23 protein-coding genes are annotated in these 23,912 nt (G+C 62.7%); 2 read left to right on the top strand and 21 right to left on the bottom strand.

Translation table 11 applies throughout. From position 1 onward, the window contains the following. Positions 1-6: 6 nt before the first annotated feature. Positions 7-573 (top strand): DUF3043 domain-containing protein, encoded by a 567-nt coding sequence (locus C2138_RS05880; RefSeq protein ID WP_108516257.1) that lies wholly within the window; start codon positions 7-9, stop codon positions 571-573. Positions 574-679: 106 nt separating this feature from the next. Here C2138_RS05880 and C2138_RS05875 read toward each other — a convergent pair whose 3' ends face one another. The 10 genes from C2138_RS05875 to C2138_RS13910 form a co-directional block, all read right to left on the bottom strand. Further along, a complete protein-coding gene (locus tag C2138_RS05875) occupies positions 680-1,714 on the bottom strand; it encodes a quinone-dependent dihydroorotate dehydrogenase (protein ID WP_108516256.1) in 1,035 nt (344 codons plus the stop codon). A gap of 43 nt (positions 1,715-1,757) precedes the next feature. Next, the gene (gene nrdR, locus C2138_RS05870) at positions 1,758-2,240 is read right to left on the bottom strand and encodes a transcriptional regulator NrdR (RefSeq protein WP_108516255.1); all 483 of its coding nucleotides are present in this window, start codon (positions 2,238-2,240) and stop codon (positions 1,758-1,760) included. Positions 2,241-2,305: 65 nt separating this feature from the next. Next, positions 2,306-3,619 carry a histidinol dehydrogenase gene (gene hisD, locus C2138_RS05865; protein ID WP_108516253.1) on the bottom strand — a complete coding sequence of 438 codons (1,314 nt, stop codon included), beginning with the start codon at positions 3,617-3,619 and terminating at the stop codon, positions 2,306-2,308. A 34-nt stretch (positions 3,620-3,653) separates the two neighbouring features. Further along, the gene (gene dnaE / locus C2138_RS05860) at positions 3,654-7,115 is read right to left on the bottom strand and encodes a DNA polymerase III subunit alpha (RefSeq protein ID WP_108518869.1); all 3,462 of its coding nucleotides are present in this window, start codon (positions 7,113-7,115) and stop codon (positions 3,654-3,656) included. Between the two features lie 104 nt (positions 7,116-7,219). After that, a complete protein-coding gene (locus C2138_RS05855) occupies positions 7,220-8,140 on the bottom strand; it encodes an RluA family pseudouridine synthase (protein WP_108516252.1) in 921 nt (306 codons plus the stop codon). 7 nt (positions 8,141-8,147) lie between these two features. Further along, positions 8,148-8,747: a signal peptidase II gene (gene lspA, locus C2138_RS05850; RefSeq protein WP_241961199.1), complete on the bottom strand. Its 600-nt coding sequence runs from the start codon at positions 8,745-8,747 to the stop codon at positions 8,148-8,150. Continuing rightward, the gene (locus C2138_RS05845; protein WP_108516250.1) at positions 8,734-9,474 is read right to left on the bottom strand and encodes a DivIVA domain-containing protein; all 741 of its coding nucleotides are present in this window, start codon (positions 9,472-9,474) and stop codon (positions 8,734-8,736) included. Before C2138_RS05845 ends, lspA begins: the two co-directional genes overlap by 14 nt. Positions 9,475-9,582: 108 nt before the next feature. Further along, the gene (locus C2138_RS05840; RefSeq protein ID WP_108516249.1) at positions 9,583-9,894 is read right to left on the bottom strand and encodes a YggT family protein; all 312 of its coding nucleotides are present in this window, start codon (positions 9,892-9,894) and stop codon (positions 9,583-9,585) included. Positions 9,895-10,040: 146 nt separating this feature from the next. Further along, positions 10,041-10,532, bottom strand: coding sequence for a cell division protein SepF (locus C2138_RS05835; protein ID WP_108516247.1), 492 nt, complete (start codon positions 10,530-10,532; stop codon positions 10,041-10,043). A gap of 38 nt (positions 10,533-10,570) precedes the next feature. Next, entirely contained in the window at positions 10,571-10,831 is a 261-nt protein-coding gene (locus C2138_RS13910) for an alanine racemase (RefSeq protein WP_338418820.1), read from the bottom strand. 182 nt (positions 10,832-11,013) lie between these two features. Between C2138_RS13910 and C2138_RS13795 the strand changes: the two genes are divergently transcribed. Continuing rightward, a complete protein-coding gene (locus C2138_RS13795) occupies positions 11,014-11,235 on the top strand; it encodes a hypothetical protein (RefSeq protein ID WP_241961231.1) in 222 nt (73 codons plus the stop codon). 38 nt (positions 11,236-11,273) lie between these two features. Here the strand turns inward: C2138_RS13795 and ftsZ are convergent, their stop codons facing one another. The 11 genes from ftsZ to C2138_RS05775 all read right to left on the bottom strand — a co-directional run bounded on the left by ftsZ (position 11,274) and on the right by C2138_RS05775 (position 23,888). After that, positions 11,274-12,428 carry a cell division protein FtsZ gene (gene ftsZ, locus C2138_RS05825; RefSeq protein WP_108516245.1) on the bottom strand — a complete coding sequence of 385 codons (1,155 nt, stop codon included), beginning with the start codon at positions 12,426-12,428 and terminating at the stop codon, positions 11,274-11,276. Positions 12,429-12,603: 175 nt separating this feature from the next. Then, positions 12,604-13,665 carry an FtsQ-type POTRA domain-containing protein gene (locus C2138_RS05820; protein ID WP_108516243.1) on the bottom strand — a complete coding sequence of 354 codons (1,062 nt, stop codon included), beginning with the start codon at positions 13,663-13,665 and terminating at the stop codon, positions 12,604-12,606. Next, on the bottom strand, positions 13,652-15,064 hold the full coding sequence (gene murC / locus C2138_RS05815; protein ID WP_108516241.1) for a UDP-N-acetylmuramate--L-alanine ligase: 1,413 nt from the start codon (positions 15,062-15,064) through the stop codon (positions 13,652-13,654). Before murC ends, C2138_RS05820 begins: the two co-directional genes overlap by 14 nt. A 5-nt stretch (positions 15,065-15,069) precedes the next feature. Continuing rightward, the gene (locus C2138_RS05810; RefSeq protein ID WP_108516239.1) at positions 15,070-16,149 is read right to left on the bottom strand and encodes a UDP-N-acetylglucosamine--N-acetylmuramyl-(pentapeptide) pyrophosphoryl-undecaprenol N-acetylglucosamine transferase; all 1,080 of its coding nucleotides are present in this window, start codon (positions 16,147-16,149) and stop codon (positions 15,070-15,072) included. Next, a complete protein-coding gene (ftsW, locus tag C2138_RS05805; RefSeq protein ID WP_241961198.1) occupies positions 16,149-17,372 on the bottom strand; it encodes a putative lipid II flippase FtsW in 1,224 nt (407 codons plus the stop codon). The genes C2138_RS05810 and ftsW overlap by 1 nt, the downstream gene beginning before the upstream one ends. 81 nt (positions 17,373-17,453) lie before the next feature. Continuing rightward, positions 17,454-17,849: a hypothetical protein gene (locus C2138_RS05800; RefSeq protein WP_108516237.1), complete on the bottom strand. Its 396-nt coding sequence runs from the start codon at positions 17,847-17,849 to the stop codon at positions 17,454-17,456. Continuing rightward, positions 17,846-18,496, bottom strand: a complete 651-nt coding sequence (locus tag C2138_RS05795; RefSeq protein WP_159078154.1) for a Mur ligase family protein — start codon at positions 18,494-18,496, stop codon at positions 17,846-17,848. Before C2138_RS05795 ends, C2138_RS05800 begins: the two co-directional genes overlap by 4 nt. After that, entirely contained in the window at positions 18,493-19,599 is a 1,107-nt protein-coding gene (gene mraY / locus C2138_RS05790; protein ID WP_108516233.1) for a phospho-N-acetylmuramoyl-pentapeptide-transferase, read from the bottom strand. The genes C2138_RS05795 and mraY overlap by 4 nt, the downstream gene beginning before the upstream one ends. After that, on the bottom strand, positions 19,596-20,588 hold the full coding sequence (locus C2138_RS05785; RefSeq protein WP_108516231.1) for a glutamate ligase domain-containing protein: 993 nt from the start codon (positions 20,586-20,588) through the stop codon (positions 19,596-19,598). Before C2138_RS05785 ends, mraY begins: the two co-directional genes overlap by 4 nt. Further along, positions 20,588-22,123, bottom strand: a complete 1,536-nt coding sequence (locus C2138_RS05780) for a Mur ligase family protein (protein WP_108516229.1) — start codon at positions 22,121-22,123, stop codon at positions 20,588-20,590. Before C2138_RS05780 ends, C2138_RS05785 begins: the two co-directional genes overlap by 1 nt. Before the next feature lie 13 nt (positions 22,124-22,136). Next, complete coding sequence (locus tag C2138_RS05775) at positions 22,137-23,888, bottom strand: peptidoglycan D,D-transpeptidase FtsI family protein (RefSeq protein ID WP_108516227.1); 1,752 nt, start codon at positions 23,886-23,888, stop codon at positions 22,137-22,139. Positions 23,889-23,912 lie beyond the last annotated feature (24 nt).

Raw genomic sequence — 23,912 nt, 5'->3', positions numbered from 1 at the left:
TCATCCATGGCCAAGCCTGCACGCGATATCGAGCCCGACAGCGAGCTCACAACGGACAATGCGCCCGGTAAGGGCCGTCCGACGCCCACCCGCAAGGAGCGAGAGGCAGCTAATCAGCGCCCCCTCGTCTCGAACGACCGCAAGACGGCCAACCGGGAGGCGAAAGCTAAGTACAACGAGGCCCGCGACCGTGCCCGCGTAGGCATGGCCAATGGCGAAGAGAAGTATCTTCCGGCCCGAGACAAGGGTGCCCAGCGCAAATACGTGCGCGACTACGTTGATGCACGCTTCAGCATCGGCGAGCTCATGATTCCCGTAATGCTCCTCATCATCGTGATGTCGTTTGTTGCGGACCCGCTCATCGGCATCGTGAGTGTGTTCGTGCTGTGGGCCTTCTTCTTGCTCGCCGTGCTCGATTGCATCGTGGCGGGCTGGCTGGTTACTCGTCGACTCACGGCCAAGTTCGGCACAGTTCAGAAGGGCACCCGTTGGTACTGCGCGATGCGCTGCCTCCAGATGCGCCCCATGCGACTGCCCAAGCCGCAGGTGAAGCGCCGGGAGTTCCCGGCTTAGGTCACACGTTAACGAGCGGATGCCGTGCGGTTTCGACCGCACGGCATCCTTTTTTTGATCTCGGCCCAGCGTGCGAGGTGTCGAGAGTCGGCGACCCCGCGAAACGTCAGGCTGCGCCAGCGAGGCGCGCGAGACCGCGGTTGATGCGGGCTGCCCAGAGAGGACCCTCATAGATGAATCCCGTATAACCCTGCACGAGCGTTGCCCCAGCGGCCAGCCGCTCTGCGACCTCAGCTGCGGTCTCGACCCCGCCGACCGAAATCACACAGGTCTCGGCAGGCAGGGTGGCCCGCAGCAAACGCAGTACCGCGAGCGAGCGCTCCTTGAGAGGTGCGCCAGAGAGCCCGCCAGCGCCGATGCGCTCGATGAGTCCGGCATCGGCTGCAAGACCTTCGCGCGAAATAGTCGTGTTGGTCGCGATGACGCCGCCAAGGTCGAGGCTCGTTGTGAGCTCAGCGATGCGGCGCACTTCGTCATCAGAGAGGTCGGGTGCGATCTTGACGAGCACGGGCTTGCCGCCAGCAGCATCCCGCACCGCGGTCAGTAGCGGCGCGAGACGATCGAGCTCTTGGAGTCCCCGCAGACCCGGCGTATTCGGGGAGCTCACGTTGACCACGAGGTAGTCGCTCACGGGCGCGAGCAGACGAGTGCTGGTGAGGTAATCGTCGATGGCAGCGTCGACATCCACTACTCGACTCTTTCCGATATTCGCCCCGATAATCGGGCGAACAGAGCGCCGGCGCTCGCGAGCCAGACGAGGCGCCGCCTCGGCAGCGCCGTGGTTATTGAACCCCATGCGGTTGATCAACGCGCGATCGGCCACAAGTCTGAACATGCGCGGCTTGGGGTTGCCCGGCTGCGCCTGTGCGGTGAGCGTACCTACTTCAACGTGGCCGAACCCCAACTGCCCAAGCCCACGAATGGCAAGACCCTCCTTGTCGAACCCCGCGGCAATGCCGAAAGGCGACTCGAATGTGAGGCCGAGGGCCTGCACCCGAAGGCTCGGATCCGGCTTCGCATAGGCTCGAGCGAGCGCGCCAAGGCCGATATAGGGAAGCGCGCGAATGACGCCGAAAGCCAACCCGTGAGCGACCTCAGGGTCGAGACGGGTAAGGAACGTGGAGAAAATAAAGCGATACATACCAAGGGAAACCCTAGCGTGCGCACTCCCCCACGGTGGCCGCCTATGAGGTCGGCGACGAGCCCCTCAGACGATCGTCGCCGTGCTCATGGCGCAGCTGCGTAATCGCCGACTCGAAGTCGTCGAGAGACTCAAACGCCTGGTAAACGCTTGCGAAGCGAAGATAGGCGACCTCGTCGAGCTCCCTGAGCGGTGCGAGGATGGCAAGACCGATGTCGTTGGCATCGATCTGTGACGCCCCCGTTGCTCGGATCGCCTCTTCTACTCGCTGCGCGAGCAGCGCGAGATCGGTGTCGGTGACGGGCCTGCCCTGACACGCCTTGCGCACCCCGGCCACGACCTTCTCGCGGCTGAACGGTTCGAGAACACCGTTGCGCTTGACGACGCTGAGACTCGCGGTCTCGGTCGTGCTGAAGCGGCGCCCGCATTCTGGGCACTGCCGGCGACGACGGATCGACATGCCGTCGTCACTGGTGCGGGAATCGATGACGCGGGAATCGGGGTGGCGACAGAATGGGCAGAACATGGTGACCCAAGAATAGGGGGCGCAGGGGAAGAAACCGTGGAGGCTCCCCGGAACCACTCTCCCTATTACTTCTCCGTTTCGAACCTGGCGGTCACGGCAGCAGCGTGGGCCGGCAGATCCTCCGCGGTTGCCAGCGTGACAATTCGCTGCTCAACGTCGCGCAGCGCAGCCTCCGAATAACGGATGACCTGCTGCGGCCGCAGGAACGTGTAAGCACCCAAGCCCGGAGCGAAACGCGCTTGGCCGCCCGTCGGCAGAACGTGGTTGGAGCCGGCGAGATAGTCACCGAGGCTCACGGGCGAGTGGGGGCCGACAAAGATCGCGCCCGCGCTCTCAATGAGCTCAAGTGCACCGTCGACATCGGCGACCTGGAGCTCGAGGTGCTCCGGCCCGTAGGCGTTGCTGAAGTCGGCAGCGACCTCGAGGTCATCCACCAGCACGATGGCCGATTGGATGCCACGAAGGGCCTCAGTGACGCGCTCGCGGTGGGCGGTCTGAGCAACCAGGCGCTCCAGTTGCTCCTCGACCCGGTTAGCGAGATCGACGGAGTCCGTGACAAGAACGGAAGAGGCGAGTTCATCGTGCTCAGCCTGGCTGATGAGGTCAGCTGCAACGAGTCTTGCGTCTGCCGAGGAGTCGGCGATGATCAGAATCTCGGTGGGGCCAGCTTCAGCATCAATTCCCGCCTGGCCGCGTACGAGACGCTTGGCCGCGGCAACAAAAACGTTGCCAGGGCCCGTAATCAGCTGCACAGGCTCAAGGCCGATGTCGGGAACGCCATAGGCGAAAGCACCGATAGCTCCCGCGCCTCCCATGGCATAGATCTCGTCCACGCCGAGAAGACCTGCTGCGCCCAGAATCGTGGGGTGAACTGAACCGCCGAAATCGTGTTGCGGGGGTGAGGCGAGCGCAACCGCCTGCACTCCGGCCACCTGAGCAGGAACAACACTCATGACAACGCTCGAGGGGTACACCGCCTTGCCACCGGGCACATAGAACCCGACCCGACGCACGGGCGACCATCGTTGAACGACCTCGGCTCCTGGACCCAAGGTCGTGATGGTGGGCGACGGCACCTGCGCGGCACTTGCCTGGCGGACACGATCGATCGCTTCTTCGAGCGCTTCACGAACACGCGGGTCAAGACCTGCGACAGCAGCGGCAATCTCCTCGGCTGACACCCTCACGCGAGGCGGACGCACCCGATCGAGGCGCTCTGCCTGGTCGAGAAGGGCAGCGCTCCCCTGGGTTCGCACCGCAGTGATCAGATCCTCGGCGATTGCCGTAGCCGCAGACACATCGGTCTTGGAACGCGGGATGAGGGCGAGGAACTCGGATGTGGTGGGGCGCTGACCGCGCAGGTCGATTGTCTGAATCATGGCGAGAATAATTCTAGCCTCTGGCCCCGGTCGGTTAGCCGAGGCAGGACGGCCCGAGCAGCGACTTGAGTTCTCCATAGAGATCAGCCGTCACCGACACCGGATACGGCACCTCGAACATGCGGGCGGTGCTGCCCTTGATGAGCTTGAGGCGCACCTCTGTATCGCCTGCATGCCGGATAAGCACATCGCCGAGCGCTGCGACAACATCCGTCGTCGCTCTGAACTCCTGCACCGAGATCATGAGCGGCCCGGAGCCGAGACTCTGCCCCAGGTCGGGCTGGAACATGCTTGACGCGTGAAGATTGACGCCGTCGTCTCGCACCCCTACGCGGGCACGGATGACGACGATGGAGTCGCTCACCAGCGCGGGAGAGAACTCCTGATAGGTCTTGCCCAGGAACATGACCGTGATTTCGCCGCCGAAATCCTCGACAGTGATGAGGCCGTACGGGTTGCCGGAGTTTCGAGCGGTGCGGTGCTGCACGGATGTGACTAGGCCAGCGATTGTGACGGTCTCGCCGTCGGCGGCGGCCTCGCCCGTCAGTAGTTCGGCAATGGAAATACTCGCATGCTTGGCCAGTTGCAGCTCGAGCCCGGCCAGCGGGTGGTCCGAAACATAGAGACCCAGCATCTCGCGCTCGAACGCCAGCTTGTCCCGCTTGGACCACTCTGGCCGCTCGGGAACGGCCAGCGCCTGCTGAGGTTCATCCCACAAATTGTCGAAGTCGAAGCCGACCTGCCCATGGGCCTCTGCGCGTTTGTCTCGCACCGCACCTTCAGCCGACTCCTCGTGAATCTCATAGAGCGCCCTGCGCGTGTGACCGAGCGAGTCAAAAGCGCCCGCCTTGATGAGGGATTCCAGCGTTCGTTTGTTGGCAACGGGAATCGGCACCTTCTTGAGAAAGTCGTGGAACGAGGTGAATCGCCCCTTCTCCTCGCGGGCCTGCTTGATGAGTTCAACAACGTTGAAGCCAACGTTGCGCACGGCACCGAGACCGAACCGGATGTCGTCGCCGACTGCGGCGAAGAACCCGATCGACTCATTGACATCCGGGGGCAGAACTTTGATTCCCATGCGGCGGCACTCGTTGAGGTAGACCGCAGCTTTGTCCTTGGAATCGCCGACGCTCGTGAGAAGAGCCGCCATGTACTCGGCCGGGTAATGGGCCTTGAGGTAGGCAGTCCAATACGACACGACACCGTATGCCGCCGAGTGGGCCTTGTTGAAGGCGTAGTCAGAGAACGGAAGCAGGATGTCCCAGAGCGACTTGACGGCAGCATCGGAGAAGCCGCGCTCGTGCATTCCGCCGCGGAAGCCCTCGTATTGCTTATCGAGTTCGGACTTCTTCTTCTTGCCCATGGCCCGCCGCAGAATATCGGCCTGACCCAGGCTGAACCCTGCGACCTTCTGGGCAATGGACATAACCTGCTCTTGGTAGATGATGAGGCCATAGGTGCCACCGAGGATCTCCTTGAGAGGCTCCTCCAGCTCCGGGTGGATCGGCGTGATCTCCTGAAGCCCGTTCTTGCGCAGGGCGTAGTTAGTGTGCGAATCCGCACCCATCGGCCCCGGTCGGTAAAGCGCCAGCACAGCCGAAATGTCTTCAAAGTTGTCGGGCTTCATCAACCGAAGGAGGCCGCGCATGGGGCCGCCATCGAGCTGGAAGACGCCGAGCGTGTCTCCCCTTGCTAGCAAGTCGTAGGAGGCCTGATCGTCGAGCTCAAGGCCTTCGAGATCGAGAACGAACCCGCGGTTCGACTCGATGTTGTCAAGAGCATCCGAAATGATCGTGAGGTTGCGGAGCCCCAAGAAGTCCATCTTGATGAGGCCGAGCGCCTCGCACGCCGGGTAGTCGAACTGCGTGACGATCTGGCCGTCTTGCTCACGCTTCATGATCGGGATGATGTCGAGCAGCGGTTCGCTCGACATGATCACACCCGCAGCGTGCACGCCCCACTGCCGCTTGAGGTTTTCGAGGCCGAGCGCGGTCTCGAAAACTGTCTTAGCTTCGTGATCGGTTTCAACGACGGCCCGGATGTCGCCGGCCTCTTTGTAGCGCGGGTGGCTCTTATCGAAGATTCCCGTCAGCGGGATGTCCTTGCCCATGATGGGCGGCGGCATCGCCTTCGTGAGCTTCTCCCCCATGCCAAAGGGAAACCCGAGAACTCGAGATGAGTCCTTGAGCGCCTGCTTTGCCTTGATTGTGCCGTAGGTGACGATCTGGGCAACACGCTCGTCACCGTACTTTTCGGTCACGTACTTGATGACCTCGCCGCGGCGACGATCGTCGAAGTCGACGTCGAAGTCGGGCATAGAGACGCGGTCGGGGTTCAGGAAGCGCTCGAAGATGAGCCCGTGGCGCAGCGGGTCAAGGTCGGTGATCCGCATGGCGTAGGCCGCCATCGAACCCGCACCGGAGCCTCGGCCGGGGCCGACGCGAATCCCGTTGTCTTTTGACCAGTTAATGAAGTCGGCGACCACGAGGAAGTACCCGGGGAAGCCCATCTGCAGGATGACCCCTACCTCGTAGTCGGCCTGACGCCGCACATCCTCAGGAATGCCGTCGGGGTAGCGAAAGTGCAGGCCCTTATCGACCTCTTTGATGAACCAGGACTCCTCGGTCTCTCCTTCGGGAACCGGGAAGCGGGGCATGTAGTTGGCGCCCTCGTCGAACGACACATCGCAGCGCTCGGCAATGAGAAGAGTGTTGTCGCAGGCCTCAGGGTGATCACGAAAGAGCTGGCGCATCTGCGCGGCCGACTTGAGATAGAACTCATCGGCATCAAACTTGAACCGCTTGGGGTCATCAAGCGTCGTTCCCGACTGCACGCAGAGCAGAGCCGCGTGGCTCGTCGCGTCATGGGCGTGGGTGTAGTGCAGATCGTTGGTCGCGACAAGCGGAAGGTCGAGCTGTTTGGCAAGCCTGAGCAGGTCGTCCATGATGCGTCGCTCGATGCCCAGCCCGTGATCCATGATTTCGGCGAAGTAGTTCTCTTTGCCGAAGATGTCGCGAAAATCGGAGGCGGCCTTAATCGCTTCGTCATACTGGCCCAGGCGGAGGCGCGTTTGAACCTCGCCGCTCGGGCAGCCCGTCGTGGCGATGAGGCCCTTGCCATACTGGGAAAGCAACTCGCGATCCATGCGCGGCTTGAAGTAGTACCCCTCAAGCGATGCCTTGGACGAGAGCCGAAAAAGGTTATGCAGCCCCTGCGTCGTCTCGCTCAGGAGGGTCATGTGTGTGTAGGCACCGGCCCCGGAGACATCGTCTTCTCCGCCGTTGCCCCACTTGATTCTGGTCTTGTCTCCGCGGGCGGTTCCGGGGGTGATGTACGCCTCGGTGCCGATAATCGGCTTGATTCCCGCGGCCTTGGCGGTCTTCCAAAAGTCGTATGCCCCGAAGACGTTGCCGTGGTCGGTAACCGCGACTGCCGGCATCTGCTGCTCTACCGCGGCATCGATGAGGGGCTTAACGCGCGCAGCGCCATCCAGCATCGAGTATTCGCTGTGCACATGAAGATGCACGAAGGAATCGCTGCTCGCGGGCACTACTTCTCCGTCTTGCTAGAGGGTGGTTATCCAGTCTAGTTCGGCGGTGGTTAGCTCGCGTGCAGCACGTCGAGCGCGTGTTGAAGATCAGCCGGGTATGTCGACTCAAACTCAACGGGTTCGCCCGTTGCGGGATGGCGGAACCCCAGGCGCATGGCGTGCAACCACTGACGTTCGAGGCCGAGCCGGGCCGAGAGGGTGGGGTCTGCGCCATACATCGAGTCACCGACGCACGGATGCCGCTGGGCGGCCATATGAACCCGAATCTGGTGCGTACGCCCGGTTTCGAGGTGAATCTCGAGAAGCGATGCTGCGGGAAACGCCTCAAGTGTCTCGTAGTGAGTCACTGAGTCTTTGCCGCCGGCAACGACAGCGAACTTCCATGCAGACGACGGGTGTCGGCCGATGGGAGCGTCGATCGTCCCACGCAGAGGGTCGGGGTGTCCCTGAACGACCGCGTGATAGATCTTGTCGACCTCTCGATCGTGGAACGCACGCTTGAGGGCTGAATAGGCATGCTCCGACTTGGCCACGACCATGAGACCGCTGGTTCCTGCGTCAAGACGATGCACGATCCCCGCGCGCTCAGAGGCACCCGACGTGGAGATTCTGTATCCGGACGCAGCAAGCGCTCCGAGAACCGTTGGTCCCGTCCAGCCAACGGACGGGTGGGCCGCGACTCCGACGGGCTTATCGATGACCACAATGTCGTCATCGTCGTAGACGATGCCAAAATCAGGCACGAGCATCGGCTCGATGCGGGGAGCCTGACGGTCTTCCCATTCGATGTCGAGCCAGCCGTCCGCTCGAAGGCGGTCGGACTTAGAAACCGCGACGCCGTCTACGCGCACGCCGCCAGCCTCGATTACCTCGACCGCGAAGCTGCGGGAGAACCCCATCAGCTTGGAGAGAGCAGCGTCGACGCGCTCGCCCACGAGTCCGTCGGGAACGGGTACTGAACGTGACTGCATTGCGGAGCTACCGAGCCTCATCATTGATCGCTGTGCCGACGGATCCGTCGGACTTTGGCTCGGTTGTCTGGCGCGTGCCGTCCATCCCGATGCCCTTCAGGGTGAGGATGATGAACAGCCCCATGCTCGAGACGATGAAGATGTCGGCGATATTGAAAATCGCCGGGAACCCCCACACCTGGATGAAGTCGATCACATGTCCGACGCCAAAGCCCGGCTCTCTGAAGAGTCGGTCGGTGAGATTGCCGAGTGTTCCGCCGAGCAGCATTCCGAACAGCACAGCCCACCCGATGGAACGGATGCGGTGCGCGAACAGAATGATGAAGAGTGTGACGAGCGAGGCCGCAATGGAGAAGATCCAGGTCGACCCGCTGGCGAGCGAGAAAGCCGCCCCGGGGTTTCGTACGAAAACGAACTGAAGCAGCTCTCCGAGAACCGGATTGACCGTGCGCTCATCGAGATTGGCAACGACCCACGCCTTGCTCAGCTGGTCTGCGACGTACACGAGAAGTGCGACGCAGACCAGCAGGCCGAGAGCTTTTAGGCTGACTCGGGAGCGAGCGGCGCGAGGTGCGCCAGGAGTCTCTGCCGAATCAGTTGCCGACAAAGCCCTGGAAGTTAGCCGGAGGCTGGTTAGCGGGGACACCGAAGTCGCCACCGAAGTCGGACGAAGCCGCAGCAGTGTTCGAGCTAGCGGTGTTTACGGTGCTAGCCGAATCAAGGTCGCGAAGCTGGCCCTCGATGTAGCTCTTGAGGTTGGCCCGGTACTCACGCTCGAAGGTGCGAAGCTCCTCGATCTGCGATTCCAAACCGGTGCGCTGAGCCTCGAGCTCGCCAACCTTCTGGCGCTGCTCTGCCTCTGCCTCTGAGACAACACGCTGAGCGGTCGCCTCCGCCTCGGCAACAACGCGCTGAGCGGTGGCCTGACCTTCGGCGATGAGCGCGTCGCGCTTCTCGATGCCCTCGCGGACGTGCTCCTCGTGGAGACGACGCGCAAGCTGCAGGAGGTTATTGGTGCTGCCCGTCTCATCGAGACCAGGCGTTGCGGCGGGAGCCTCGACGACAGGTGCCTCGACGACCGGTGCAGCAACGGGCTCGGCGACGTAGCTCGGTGCGGCGGCTGCAGGAGCCTCGGCTCCGCTGCGCTGCAGCTCGGCAATGCGCGACTCGCTCGCGACGAGGCGCTGGCGCAGCTCCTCGTTCTCCTGACCAAGGCGCCGCAGTTCGACAACAACCTCGTCGAGGAAGTCATCTACCTCGTCCTGGTCGTAGCCCTCGCGGAACTTCGTCGGCTGAAACCGCTTGTTGACTACGTCTTCAGGCGTAAGGGCCATTCTCGTCACCTCAAAAACTCTCTGATCGATACTGCCGTCAAGCTCAACGCTAACAAAGACTGGAAAGCGCAGGCTGTGCGGAACCAGTGACACCGGATTCTGAATAGGTTACAGGGAACCCGCCACTTGGCGACCCCAGGACACGACATAAAGCAACACCAGCACCACAAGCATCACGATGCTCCAGGCGAAATCGAGCGAGATTCCCCCGAAGCGAACGGGCGGAAGGATGCGCCGGGTGAACCGCACGGGAGGATCTGTGACGGTGTAGACGACCTCGGCGACAACCAGAGTCGCGCCGCGCGGGCGCCACCGCGGCACGAACGCGGTCACGAGCTCGAGGATGAACCTCGCCCACATCGCGAGAAAGTAGAGAAACAACGCAATGTAGAGCACCGTGAGGAGCACAACGAGAATCATGGGCCATCCGGAAAAGTAGCGGCCGCCGCGAACCCACAACAGGTCCGATACGCGGTCTGAGAAGACAAAACGTGTGACCGAAAAACCAGGACACACCGTGTCCTCGAGCCTACAGCCACGAACGGTCGCGGCTGCCGGCTCGACTCCTAGTTCTGGGAGAAGTAGGTGCCGTCCGCGTCGTTCTCCTGAGCGCGGTCACCGCTGACGGCAACGTGCGCTGGCGAAAGAAGGAACACCTTGGAGGTCACGCGTTCAATCTTGCCGTAGAGCCCCTGGGAAAGACCGCTGGCGAAGTCGACGAGGCGACGAGCATCCGGCTCGCTCATCTGCGAAAGGTTGATGATGACAGGGATGCCATCACGAAAGCTCTCGGCGATCGACTGGGCATCTTTGTACTGCCGGGGGTGGACGGTGAGAATCTCATTCATCTCGGTGGCTCCCACTGATCGAACGGCCGCGGGACGGCGAAGGGGGGTCACCGGCGCGCGCTGGGCTGAAGTCTGGGCCGAAGGGGCGCTGGCGGGGGCAGTCTGAACCGGAGCGGGGGTAGGCGCCGATGGAGCCGCCTTATCTTCGTAGTCGAACTCCTCGTCGGCAAGGCCGAGGTACACCATCGTCTTGCGAAGCGGGTTAGCCATTGTGTGAGCCTCCTGGTGGTTCGTGTCTCGAATTGACATTAACCCTGTGCAGGGCGATTTCCCGTGATTGCCGACCCGATGCGGAGGTGTGTCGCACCTTCTGCGATGGCGTCGACGAAGTCGTGCGACATGCCGGCCGAGATCGCGTCGGCCGACGGCTCCATGCGCCGCAACCGCTCCGACGCCAGGCGCACGCGTTCAAATGCACGCCGCGGATTCTCGTCGAGCGGTGCCACGGCCATGACTCCCCGTAGACGGAGACTCTGTGCCGCGAGGACCTGCTCTGCGAGACGCTCCAGGCCTTCGTCGCTGACTCCCCGCGCTGCGGGTCCTCTGTGAGGTTGAGCTGGAGGAAGCAGTCAAGGAGATCGGCGCCCGGAGTGTCGAGCGCCGAAACGACGGAAGCGCGATCAACCGAGTGGACAGTGTTGGCGTACGAGCGAACCGCTTTTGCCTTATTCGACTGAAGTTGGCCCACAAAGTGCCAGTTGATCGGGAGGTCTCGAAGCTCAGCCGCCTTAGCCGACGCCTCCTGGTGGCGATTCTCACCGAAGTCATTCACACCGAGTTCGACGAGGTCCCGCACGAGCGACGCAGGGTGAAACTTGGTAACCACGATGAGAGTGATGTCATCAGCCGAGCGTTCGTTCGACCGCGCAGCGTGATCGACCGCCGAGCGAACGCGCTGCAGGCGCTCCCCTAGCTGGGGAGCGCCTGCAGCGGACGTCGAAAGCGAATCGATCATTTGAGGAAGTCGGGGATGTCCAGACTGTCGTCGCTCGAGTCGAAGACGGGGTCGCTTGCCGCCTTCGGGAGTTCGGGCTCGGCAGCCGACCACGCAGCAGTCGTTTCGGCGCGGGTGGCAAGCGGCGTCTCCGACTCGCCCGTTGCCGCATCCTCGCCCGGCTCTACGAAGTTGGAACGGTGTCCCTGTCGCTTGACGACGGGCTCGCCACCATCGAAGCCTGCGGCGATGACCGTTACGCGAACCTCGTCCCCGAGCGTGTCGTCGATGACGGCACCGAAGATGATGTTGGCCTCGGGGTGAACAGCCTCCTGCACCAGCTTGGCGGCGTCGTTGATCTCGAAGATTCCGAGGTTCGACCCACCCTGCACCGACAGGAGAACTCCGTGTGCACCATCGATGCTGGCTTCGAGGAGGGGCGATGCGACTGCGAGTTCGGCGGCCTTAATCGCACGATCTGCACCCCGCGAGGAGCCGATACCCATGAGAGCAGAGCCCGCGCCCTGCATTACCGACTTGACGTCGGCGAAGTCCAGGTTGATGAGGCCAGGGGTCGTGATGAGGTCGGTGATTCCCTGCACGCCGGCGAGCAAGACCTGGTCTGCCGTTGCGAAAGCCTCGAGAAAGCTGATGCCCCGATCGCTGATCTCAAGCAGACGATCATTCGGCACGACGATGAGGGTGTCGACCTCGCTCTTGAGCGCAGTGATACCCAGCTCGGCCTGTGCCGCACGCCGCTTGCCTTCGAATCCGAACGGGCGCGTGACGACACCGATCGTGAGGGCGCCAATCGACTTGGCGATGCGGGCGACGACGGGGGCTCCGCCGGTGCCGGTGCCTCCACCCTCACCCGCGGTCACGAACACCATGTCTGCGCCGGCAAGTGCTTCTTCGATCTCATCTGCGTGGTCCTCGGCAGCGCGACGGCCCACTTCGGGGTCGGCACCGGCTCCGAGTCCGCGCGTGAGTTCGCGACCGACGTCGAGTTTGACGTCGGCGTCGCTCATGAGAAGCGCTTGGGCATCCGTATTGATGGCGATGAATTCGACACCGCGAAGGCCGAGCTCGATCATGCGGTTAACCGCATTCACGCCTCCGCCGCCGATTCCGACGACCTTGATGACGGCGAGGTAGTTCTGGTTTGTTGACACGTCCGGCCTCCGCTGGGAACTCTCAACCTCTGGTAGAAGCTTAAAGTTATGCTCAGTATGTATTTCCTGAATCGAAAGTAGCGGCCCCAGAGTCAGCCGTGCCCAGACACGCGGGCGTGTCGGAAAACGCCAGGGAGATTCTCACCCCCGGGCGCTCGGACACCCGAAATTTGCGTCAGAGAGGGCGCACAACCGCGCTCAACGGCGCCGTCACGTCGTACTCGACCGCTATCGCCGGATCCTGATTGGCAATCAGCTTCTCGAGCACGCGCGCTTTGAGCTCAGAACGGTCTGCGCTCCCCCACACCACTCGCTGCCCGACCCCACCGAAGACCAGGGTGACATCGTCCATCGTCGAGGCGGTCACGGAATCGACCGTCGCGAGCACCTCCGGCGGAAGCGCTAGGAGCACCTCAACGACCGAGTCGAACGTCGTCGAATCCTCGTCGGCACCCACCAACTCCAGCAGCGGAACCCCCGGCGGACGAGTATCGGACTTCTCAACCACGACACCGGCAGGATCAACCAGGCGATACCCGTCGCCCACGATGATGGCGCCTACAGGCTGTCGCTCGGTGATGTGGATCACCATGGTGTGCGGAGGCACCATCTCGGTGACGTAGCTCCTGATCAGAGGGAACTCACCCAGCTCACGAGTCAAACGATCAAGATCGACGAGCGCCAGCGGAGTGCCCATTTGGCCGTCTACGGAATCGACTACAGCCGCAGGATCGATTCGGGATGTGCCAGTCACCTCGATTTTGTCGAGGGACAGAAGCGGAGAGAAGACCGCGACAGCAATGAGCGCAGCAAACACGGCAACAGTGCCGCCCGCCGCAAGCCACGCCACCCTGCGGTGTCGCGCGCGCCGCGTGAACCGCCGCACTTCAGACTTTTCAAACCTGCGCCGAGCCCTCGTCGCTCGCCGCGCCTCCCGCCTGGCGCGCTTCGCCGCATCCGCCGCAGACTCCACAGGGTTACTGACGGGCCGCGACTTTGTCGCACGCTTCGGCACAACCACGGGCGCATCGCCCGCACTATCCCGGTCCGCAGGCTGCTGGCTGCGCGCTGGCAACCGACGAAGAGTGCTCTTGGCACTCAAGCTCTTGGCGGGCTTCGCTCCCTTCGGAGTAGCACTGCCAGAAAGACCTCCCTCTTCGGGGCTCGCCGAAGTCACGGGAGCAGGCGGCACCTGCCGTGCCGCTGCAGAGCTATCGAAGCCCTCAGGGCGTTTCATTCACCGCAGCCTTGCGCTCAAGGGCGCTGAGCACGCTCGGAATTATGAGGTGCACATCCCCTCCACCCATCGGAACAAGAATGTCTCCGGGCCGAGAGATTTCAGCCGCGTACTCCGCCGCCGCCTGCCAATCCTCTATGTAGCGGCCCTTGCTGGGGTCGCTGAAGCGCTCGGTGATCATTGCGCCCGTCACACCGGGGATCGGATCCTGGCGAGCACCGTAGATGGGCAGAACGATTGTGTAGTCGGCAAGGCGCTCGAGAGTGTCGGCGAATTCCTGCGCCATATCTTGCGTGCGGGTGAAGAGGTGCGGCTGAAACAGCGGGATAACGCGCCCCGTGCCGACCACTCCTCGCGCGCCAGAGAGTGCAGCCTCAACCTCGGTGGGATGGTGTGCGAAGTCATCGAAGACGCGCACGCCATCGACTTCACCTCGAAACTCGAAGCGTCGTTCGGCGCCACCAAATGTCGCGAGTGCGTCAAGCGACGCCTGCGGCTCGAAGCCCAACCCGACCAACACAGCGAAGGCCCCAGCGGCGTTGACCGCGTTGTGCACTCCTGCGACCCTGAGTGCCCCCGCGAACTCCTCGCCCCGCCACGAAAGCGAGAACGACACGATGGCGCCGGCGTCAATTGCATGCAGGCGAACATCGGCCGTCGGCGCCATGCCAAAAGTGATGACGCGACTATCGCGCAGATGCGCCGCGATCTCTACGGCACCGGGATCATCCGACGAGATCGCCACGAATTCGCGCGCCTTAGATGCAAACTCGACGAACGCATCAGAAAACGCCTGCCTCGAGCCGTAGTGGTCCAGGTGGTCAGGGTCGACGTTCGTAATGAGGGCAACAGCCGTGTCGTAGAGCAGGAAGGAGCCGTCCGACTCGTCCGCCTCGACAACAAAGAGTTCTCCTGCTCCCCGCGCGGCGCTAACGCCAAGATCGCGGATGACACCCCCGTTGACGAAGCTGGGATCCGCTCCAAGCTGGCGCAGGGCCGTGACGAGCATCGCCGTCGACGTGGTCTTTCCATGCGCACCCGCAACGGCTACCAGACGCGCCGACGAGGTGAGCCAGGCGAGAGCCTGGGCCCGGTGAATCGTGGGGATACCGCGGCGACGGGCCTCAACATATTCGGGGTTATCTTCGGCGATAGCGCCGGTCACCACGAGGGCATCCGGCTCAGCGATGTTGGCTGCGCTATGGCCGATCGCCACCGCAACGCCGCGTGCGCGGAGCGCCTCCACCGTCGCTCCGTCTCGGGAATCAGATCCCGTAACCACGATGCCGGCGTCCACAAACATCGAGGCGATGCCGCTCATGCCCGCGCCGCCGATTCCCACGAAATGCACCTGGGACAACCGCTCGGGAACGGGGTTGGAGAAGTCAGATTTGATCATCGTGCCTAATTTATCCTGACTGCCTCGTGGACTAGCTCAATCATGCGGTCGGTGCCATTGAGCACCCCAATGCCTGCGGCGCGGCCCGCCATCTCGACGAGTGCCGCCTGATCCATCATCAACGGCACCAGAGTCTCCCGTACCCACCCCGGGGTGAAATCGGAATTGTCGACGAGAATCGCGGCACCGCGGGAGACGGCATGACGCGCATTCAAGCGCTGCTCGCCGTTGCCGATCGCAAGAGGAACATAGACGGCCGGGATGCCGAGACCCGTCAGCTCGCTCACCGTGGCGGCGCCTGCTCGCGACACGGCAAGATCGGCCACGGCGAGGGCGAGATCCATGCGGTCGCAATACGCCACCACATGATGGTGCGGCAGCGGCTCTGTCACCGCATCGACGTCTCTCTCTCCCGTGATGTGGAGGATCTGCCAGCCCGTGCCCAGGATGATCGCCGCCGACTCCGCGACCGTCTCGTTGATCACGCGGGCCCCGAGGGAACCACCCGTGACGAGAAGCGTGTGCCGGTGCGGATCGAGTCCAAAAAAGTCGACAGCCTGCGCCCTGGCCGAGCGCCGGTCAAGCTTCTCGATCTCATCGCGAAGCGGCATGCCGACGACCCTGCTATGGCGAAGTGGGGTGCCCTCAAAAGCAACTCCGACCTGTTTGGTCAACATCGCGCCCAGTCGGTTCGCCATGCCCGGTCGTGCATTCGCCTCGTGCAGGGCGATGGGCACGCCCGCGCGGCGCGCGGCAACATAGGCCGGAGCGGAGACATATCCCCCGACCCCCACAACGACGTCGACCCCACGGGATGCAATGACGTCGCCGATCGATCTGACCAAGCCGGACAGCTTGCCGGGGAACGAAAGGGCGGCTCGGTTCGGTCGACGCGGAAACGGCAGCTTGGGCACCGTCACAAGTTCATAGCCCCGCTCGGGAACGAGGCGGGCCTCGAGCCCTTCTGCCGTGCCGAGCACAATGATTGTCGAATCCGGTTCGGTGCTGCGCAGCCGATCCGCGATCGCAAGAAGCGGGTTCACATGACCCGCTGTGCCCCCGCCGCACAAAAGATAGGTGGTCACTAGGGTCGTACTCTCCTTTGGTCTGTCCTCGCGACCGGCTGCCGCGCGAACGACAGCACGACCCCAATCGCGAGCATGCTCGCGATAAGCGCGGTTCCTCCGGCCGAAATCAGCGGAAGGGGAACACCCAACACCGGCAAAAGGCCGAGAACGACCGCAATATTCACGAGCGCCTGTCCCACAATCCACACGAGAACGGTGCTCACGGCGATCTTGGCGTACGGGTCGTCGTTAGCTCGGATGATGCGGACGAATGAGATCGCCATAACGATGAACAGGGTCAGCACAATGATGGCGCCGAGCAGCCCGAGTTCCTCGCCAATAATCGCGAAGATGAAGTCGTTATCGGCTTCGGGCAACCAGTTCCACTTGGCCTTGGAGTTGCCGAGCCCGACACCGAAAACCCCGCCGGAGGCAAGCGCCCACCAGCCATGAAGCGTCTGCCAGCATCCGCTCGCATAGTCGTCTGGCGAGGTGCAGCCGCTCTGCCATACGTCGATGCGACTCTGACGGTTATTGCTACCCAGCGCAAGAAGGAGAGCCCCTGAGGCTAAGACAATCACTGCGGCGGCGAGATGGAGAAGCTTCGCCCCGGCAAAGAACAGGGCGCCCAAGACCATGGCGGCGAGAATGATCACCGTGCCAAGGTCTCCACCCATCATGACGAGGCCGACGGCCACCCCGGCTACCGGAGCTACCGGCAGGAGTACTTCTCTCCACTGACGGATGACGAGTTGTTTGCGCGAGAGGATGAGGGCCATCCACAGCATGAGAGCGAGCTTGATCAACTCGGAGGGCTGAAAGCTGAAGTTTCCGAATCGGATCCAGTTCTGGTTGCCGCCCGAGGCATACCCGAGCGGCGTCGCGACAGTCAAGAACTGAATCACGACCGCCCCGACGAGGGCGACCCCTGCCCACTTCTTCCAAAATGTGGCGGGGATCCGCGATGCCAACAGCATCAAAGGAATACCCATAGCGACGAAGAGAGCCTGGCGCTCGAATCCGCCGAAGAACTGCCCGGACTCGGTGAACGACGTCACGGACGACGACGACAACACCATGACGAGGCCTAGTGCCACCAGAAAGAGAGTCGTTCCCAGCAATAGGTAGAAATTAGCCGTTTCGGCGCCGAAAAGCTTGCGAACCGCAACGACCGCTGCTGGTGCCCGGGAGCGGGATTCGGCCTCTGACGCGCTCATGCCGACCCCCTCACGTGTGCTCATCTGACTAGTCTCAGCCGACGAGGGGGCTGAAGGCTCCAGCGTGAGCGCGTGTCGCAGTAACGATCATCGCTCACGCAGCAATCACTCCTCGTGGGATGCGCCGAGGGCGGCAAGCGCCACCCCGACGGCAGACGCGGCAACTCCATAGGCTCGAGCCATTGCGCTGGCGGTCAGCACGAGCAAAACGCCCTCGCGCGACATCAGCCCTGCGGGTTCAAGGTCGCCGACCTCCGCGAGTTCGATCGCAGACGAGCGTCGTTCGTCGAGAAAAGCACGATCGCAGAGGATTCCCTCGACTACTCCGAAGTCGCTGGGGCCGGGAATCCCCAGGCCTACTCCGATAGCACGACAGCCTTCAACGACTTCGGCTTGCTCAACCATGGTCTGGGTCTCGAGGTCGCCCTTGTTATAGATGCACGCGCTGCGAGCCTCGTCAAAAACGCGGGCGAGAGCCGCGCGCGACAGATCTTCGCTCATCCAGCCTGCAGGATCACTCGGCCGCGATTCGATGCATGCGGCTGCCAGTGCGGAGATCGACGTCGTGTAGTGAAGCTGGGCATCCGACGCTGCGACGACGACGACATCCCAGCCCTCCGGTGCGCGAATTGCATCGAGAACCGATATCCCCCCAGGCCACACCATATGGTCTTGACCCCGCCGGCGAGCAGGATAGTTTCGGCGACACGCGCTGCGGCGGTGGCTTCTGCTCCACCTGCCACGACGATCCACTCGGCCGGGGCGACCTTGTCTCGAACGCGCCACGCGAGTTCGATGTCTCCCCAGACGGGAACGCCACGCTCGCGAGCCCACACGACAAGCGGGTTGTCTGCGGCAAATCCCGGAGACACGACAACAAGCTCGGGGTCGAGAGCCGCCAATCGTTCCCGATACTCGGGCGCGTGCTCGATGCCGGGCGTCGTCACCACCAGATCGCCGCCGATCACGCCGAGAAGCTGCTCTCGTTCATCCGTGTGAATCTCTGAGAATACGGTCACCACGGCGCCAAGTTCCAGCAGCGTGTCAGCGCTCGAGAATCCGCTGGCTCCGAGGCCCAAGACGGCGACCCTGAGCCCTCGCCATTCGGCGTGCCAACTCGTCAGCGATTCTGCTCGAAACTCACTCATGGCAAGAGCGCGAGCCATTCGATGTAGAAGAGGAAAACTCCGCCGGCGACAAAAAGACCGGCGATCAGCCAGAACCTCACAACGATCGTGACCTCGGGCCATCCGACCATCTCAAAGTGATGGTGCAGCGGGCTTGCCTTCCAAATGCGCTTGCCCTTGGTTGCCTTGAAGTACATGCGCTGAATGATGACCTGACCGGTGATCACGACGAAGAGACCGCCGAGGAGGATCAGAAGCAACTCAGTGCGCGACAGGATCGCCAGCGCTGCGAGAGCGCCGCCGAGTCCGAAAGAACCGGTGTCGCCCATCATGATCTGGGCCGGTGATGTGTTCCACCACAAGAAACCGATGACGGCGCCAACCACAGCAGCCGCGATAACGGCAAGGTCAAGAGGGCTCGCTACCTCGTAGCACTGGCTTGCGACGTCGGGGTCGAGGCCACCAGCGAAGCATGACTGCTGGTTCTGCCAGAAACCGATGATGATGTACGAGCCGAGGGCAAAGATGGATGCGCCCGCGGCCAGACCGTCGAGACCATCAGCAAGATTCACCGCGTTGGAGACGCTCGTGGTGATGAGCGCCATCCAGGCAATCGCCAGGACGACGCCGACACCGGCACCGAAGATCGCGACAAAATCAAGGAAGGGCAGGTCGCGAACAACCGAAACGGCGGTGGATGCTGCGCTCACTCCGTTGCTGTCGTGGTAGTTGAGAGCGAGCACTGAGAAGATGACGGACACGATGATTGTGCCCACAATCTTGAGCGGCCCTGAGAGGCCAAGACTGTTCTGGCGGTGCACCTTCATGAAGTCATCGATGAAGCCGATAAGGCCGAGACCCACCATCATCAGGATCACCAGAAGAGCCGGCACCGAGGGCGGTTCACGCCCGACAAGGTGACCCACAAAGTAACCCGTTACCGCGGCGATAATAAAGACCACGCCGCCCATCGAGGGAGTGCCGCGCTTCACCACATGAGTTGTGGGGGTATCAGCCCTAATGAACTGCCCGAGGTTCATGCGCCTGAAGGTACGTGCGAACAGCGGCGTCAGTAGAAGCGAGAAGACGAGAGAAACCGCCGCCGCGACGAGAAGGGTGATCATGGGGTCGTTACCTGCGCAGACTGTTCGAGACGAGACACGAGCGTGCTCGCTGCGTCTGGCCGACTCGCGTACTTGACCAGAACCGCGTCTCCCGTTGCCAGACTGTCACGCAGTAGATCGTATGCCTCCTCGACGGAGCCCACGAGCACGGATTCGCCATTCCAGGAACCTTCAAGGCCAGCAGCGTTGTGGATGTGACGCGCCTCGTCCCCGATTACGATGAGTCGCTTGATGTTGAGGCGTACGACGATGCGGCCGATGCGGTCGTGCGCTTCTCGTCGATACTCGGATTCCTCCGCGACCGTCATGCCTGCGGCGTTGTCGAGATCGAGTTGCCCGAGCACAGCGACGGTTCGGCGGCCTTCTGTGCCGATCATCGCCAACGTCTTAAGCGCAGACGTCACTGACGACGGATGCATCGATACGGTGTCGTCGATGAGCATGACTCCGTCGGCGCGAGTGATCGGGTGCATCGTCGACGGGCCGACACTCTCAAGCTCCTCAAGAGCAGAGATCGCTACGTCGACGTCGATGCCGGCGGCCGAGGCGGCGGTAAGCACCGCCATGGCGTCCTCCGCGAGGTGCTCCCCCAGCATCTGCAGGGCGACCCGGTATCGGGCGCTCCCCAGCTCAAGCTCAAACGTGGTCCCGGTGGATGCCGCAACCACATCGACAATCTTCACGTCCGCACGAGGATCGGATCCGAACGAGAGAACGGTAGCGCCCGTCATCATGGCGGCATCCCGCATGCGAGTTTCCGTAGCCGGGACAACGACAACCCCGTCGTTACCGACGCGCGCGAGCGCCTCGCCCCAGGCAAGGGAATCCGTGCCATTCTGCCCGCGGCTAGAACCCTGGGACAGAATGATGGCGGTGTCCGGCCAAACAGCGTCGGGAACAGCCGTCGCAACGGCAGCGAGCATGCGCGACGTGGAAGACCTGCCAACGACCCCGATCACGGTGATGTTGGCCGGAGAGAAAATCGACACTACGCCCAGCCCGCCTCGCGCAGTGCTGCCCGCGCCTCGTCTCGCGCAGAATACGGAGTACGAACCCCGCGAATATCGCGGTAATCCTGATGCCCAGGCCCGGCCCAGAGAATCGAATCCCCCTCGCGCGCCAGCGAAATCGCATGGCGGATGGCCTGTTCTGGCGGGCTGACCTCGTGCAGTTCCGCCTGATGCTCGGCCAGCTCGGCACCTTCGATGAGGGTTGCCCTAATCGACACAGGGTCCTCGAAGCGCGGGTGGTGATCGGTGATCACGAGAATGTCTGAATGCTCAGAAGCGACGCGGCCCATCTCATGACGCTTGGTGGCATCCCGGTCGCCGTCTGCCCCGAAAACCATGATTACCCGGCCAGTGGTGAACCGGCGAACTGCCTCAAGCGATTTGAGGAACGCGTCGGGGCTGTGCCCGAAGTCGACAAATACCGCGGGCCCTCGATCGCCAGAAACTCGCTCGGTGCGCCCGGGCAAATAAGCCGTGATCTCGCCGTGAACCGCATGCTCGATCGCCTCAAGTTCAAAACCCGCCTCGACGAGCATGACGATAGCAAGGGCCGCGTTGGCTGCCATGTGGCGACCGATCAGCGGAACCCTGGTCTGCATCGAGCGGCCCTCTGGCCCTGTCAGCGTGAACGATGTGTACGCGGCGGTCTCTTCGAGGACATCCATAATCCACTCGGCATCGTCGCCGGGCGAACCTACCGTTGTGACGGGTATGCGGGACTCTTCGACAAGCCGGGCACCCCAGGGCGAATCGAGGGAGACAACGCCGCGGCGAGCACGATCCGGCTCGAAGAAAGCACGCTTCGCTTCGAAGTACTCCTCCATGGTGGAGTAGTCATCGAGATGGTCATGGCTGAGATTGGTGAACCCGACGACGTCGAAGCTGATGCCATCGATTCGGTTCTTGCTCAGAGCTTGCGCGCTCACCTCAAGCACGACCGCACGCACTTCGCTTTCGCGCATGCGAGCCAAGAGCGCGTGGATCTCGCTCGCCTCGGGTGTCGTGAGCCGGCTCACGACCGTGAGGTCGCCAATGTGGCGTTCTGCGGTCGTGCTGAGCCCGGTGACGAGCCCCAGCTGTCGAAGAATCGCCTCAAGGATGTAGGACGTCGACGTCTTGCCGTTCGTGCCGGTCACGCCGAGGGTCAGAGGCGGGTGAACGTTGGTCTGGTAGAGCCAGGACGAGAGCTCCCCCAGTGCTGCACGGGGCGAGTCGACGATAACGATGGGGAGTCCGGCGTCGCGGGCGATTTCGGCTCCGGCTGGGTCTGTGAGAAGAGCTACCGCTCCAGATTCCTTCGCGGCCTCGGCGTACTGCGCTCCGTGGGTCGTTGCACCAGGCATCCCCACGAAAAGGTCACCGGGCTCAACCTCGGGAGACCTAAGTGTGATGCCCGTGAGCTCGACGCCGTCGAGCGAACCGACCGATTCGAGCCCGAACTCTGCGACAAGACCGCTGAGGGATCTCGCCGACGGATGCTCCGGCCGGAGGACCGGGGGAATCCGATCAGACAATGGGACCTCTTTCTCACCAGGTGGCGGGCAGATGGGGCGCTGGCTGCGTGGATGGCTCGACGCGAAAGGTCTTGAGCACCTGGGTCATGATCTTTTGAAAGGTGGGAGCCGCAGCCGCGGATGTCTTAATAGTATCCGGCTTGACGAAACTCGCGATCACGACGTATTCGGGGTTCTCCGCCGGCGCCATGCCAGCGACCGAGACAACACGCTCGTTGGAGTAGACGCCATTGACAGCCAACTGGGCCGTTCCCGACTTGGCGGCGACGCGGTAACCGGGAATCGTGAGCAGCGACGAGAGATCGCCACCCGTAACCACTGTCTCCATCATTGCGACAACCTGGTCGGCCGTCGATTCCGAGACCACCTGAACTGGCGCCGCGCCAGCGGGCGCCAATACAGTGCCGTCAGGCTTCTGGCAGCCCTCAACAAGGGTTAGGGGTAGCCGAACACCGTTGTTGCCCAGAGCCTGGTATGCGCCGCCCATCTGCGCCAGAGTCGAAGCGATTCCTTGCCCATAGGCGACGTCATATTTCTGTTGACTGTCCCAGCTCTTCGAGAGGATGCCGCCCGATTCGCCCTGAAAGCCCACGGCGGTTGGAGTGCCCATGCCGAACTTGGTGAGGTAGTCGTATCGGGTCGAGTTCGACAGCTTGGTGGCGAGCATCGAAATTCCGACGTTCGAGGAGTTCTGGATAACCCCGGCCAAAGTGAGATTAAGCGTGGCGTGCGCCGTCGCGTCTCGCACCTGACCACCCTCAGGTGTCTGCATCAGCGAAGGCACCGTCAGCTTGGTGCCCGGCGTCGCCGCGCCCTCTTCAAGAAGCATCGCGGCGCTGATGGGCTTGAACGTCGAACCCTGTTCGTAGGCGCCAGAGAAAGCGAGCGAGCCACGGTACGGCTCCTCAGTCGCACCGATGTCATTGGGGTCTGCCGACGGCCAATCGGCCATGGCCATGATGTGGGCGTCCTTCACGCGCACGACAATCGCCGACGCAGAATCGGCGCCCAACGCAACGGCCTGTTCTGCGATCTGCTGTTGCACATACCACTGCAGGTCGCTGTCGATCGTGAGCTTGAGCGTGCCTCCCGCTACCGCCTCCTGCTTGGTCACGGTACTGCCGGGAAGCCGGACTCCATCGAGACCACGTTCATAGGTGGACTGCCCGTCGATGCCGTCAAGACAGGAGTCTTCGGTGTACTCAAGGCCGTTGAGCGGGTCTTCCGTTCCGAGCAGGCCAACAAGATTGCCAGCGACTGCACCGTTGGGATAGGTGCGGGTGTATCGCACCTCGGCGTAAGCCCAAGGAATCTTGAGAGCCCGAACCGCTCGATACTGATCGGCGTCCAGGCCGCGAGCGAGCACAGCGTAGTCGGACTCGGGATTCTCCGTCAGTTTGACCAACATCGCCTGCTGGTCGGCACCGCTGATCTCTGCAATCTCTGCAAGCGCCTGCGCCGTCGTGACGGTAACAGTCGACTTACTACCGTCGGCATTCGTCACTTCTCGCGCGAATGAGTCTTTGACGAAACGAGGGGATGCAGTGATGTCGTATCGCGTGACCGTGTCGGCGAGCACAACGCCATTGGCGTCAATGATCTGCCCCCTAGCGCCGTACGTCACCGTAGAAACCGCACGCTTGTTGAGCGAAGCGGCGTTAAGCTCCGCCGCGCGCACAACCTGAAGGTCGACCAACCGAACAGCGAAAATGGCGACGATCGCTAGCGTCACCACAATGGCGACCGAGAGTCGCCTGCCGCTCATTCGCTTACTGTTCACGCCCGTCCC

This window comes from Salinibacterium hongtaonis, assembly GCF_003065485.1.
Classification (GTDB): domain Bacteria; phylum Actinomycetota; class Actinomycetes; order Actinomycetales; family Microbacteriaceae; genus Homoserinimonas; species Homoserinimonas hongtaonis.
The sequence above is the reverse complement of the archived record's forward strand: the minus strand, read 5'-3'. Positions and strand labels throughout refer to the sequence as shown.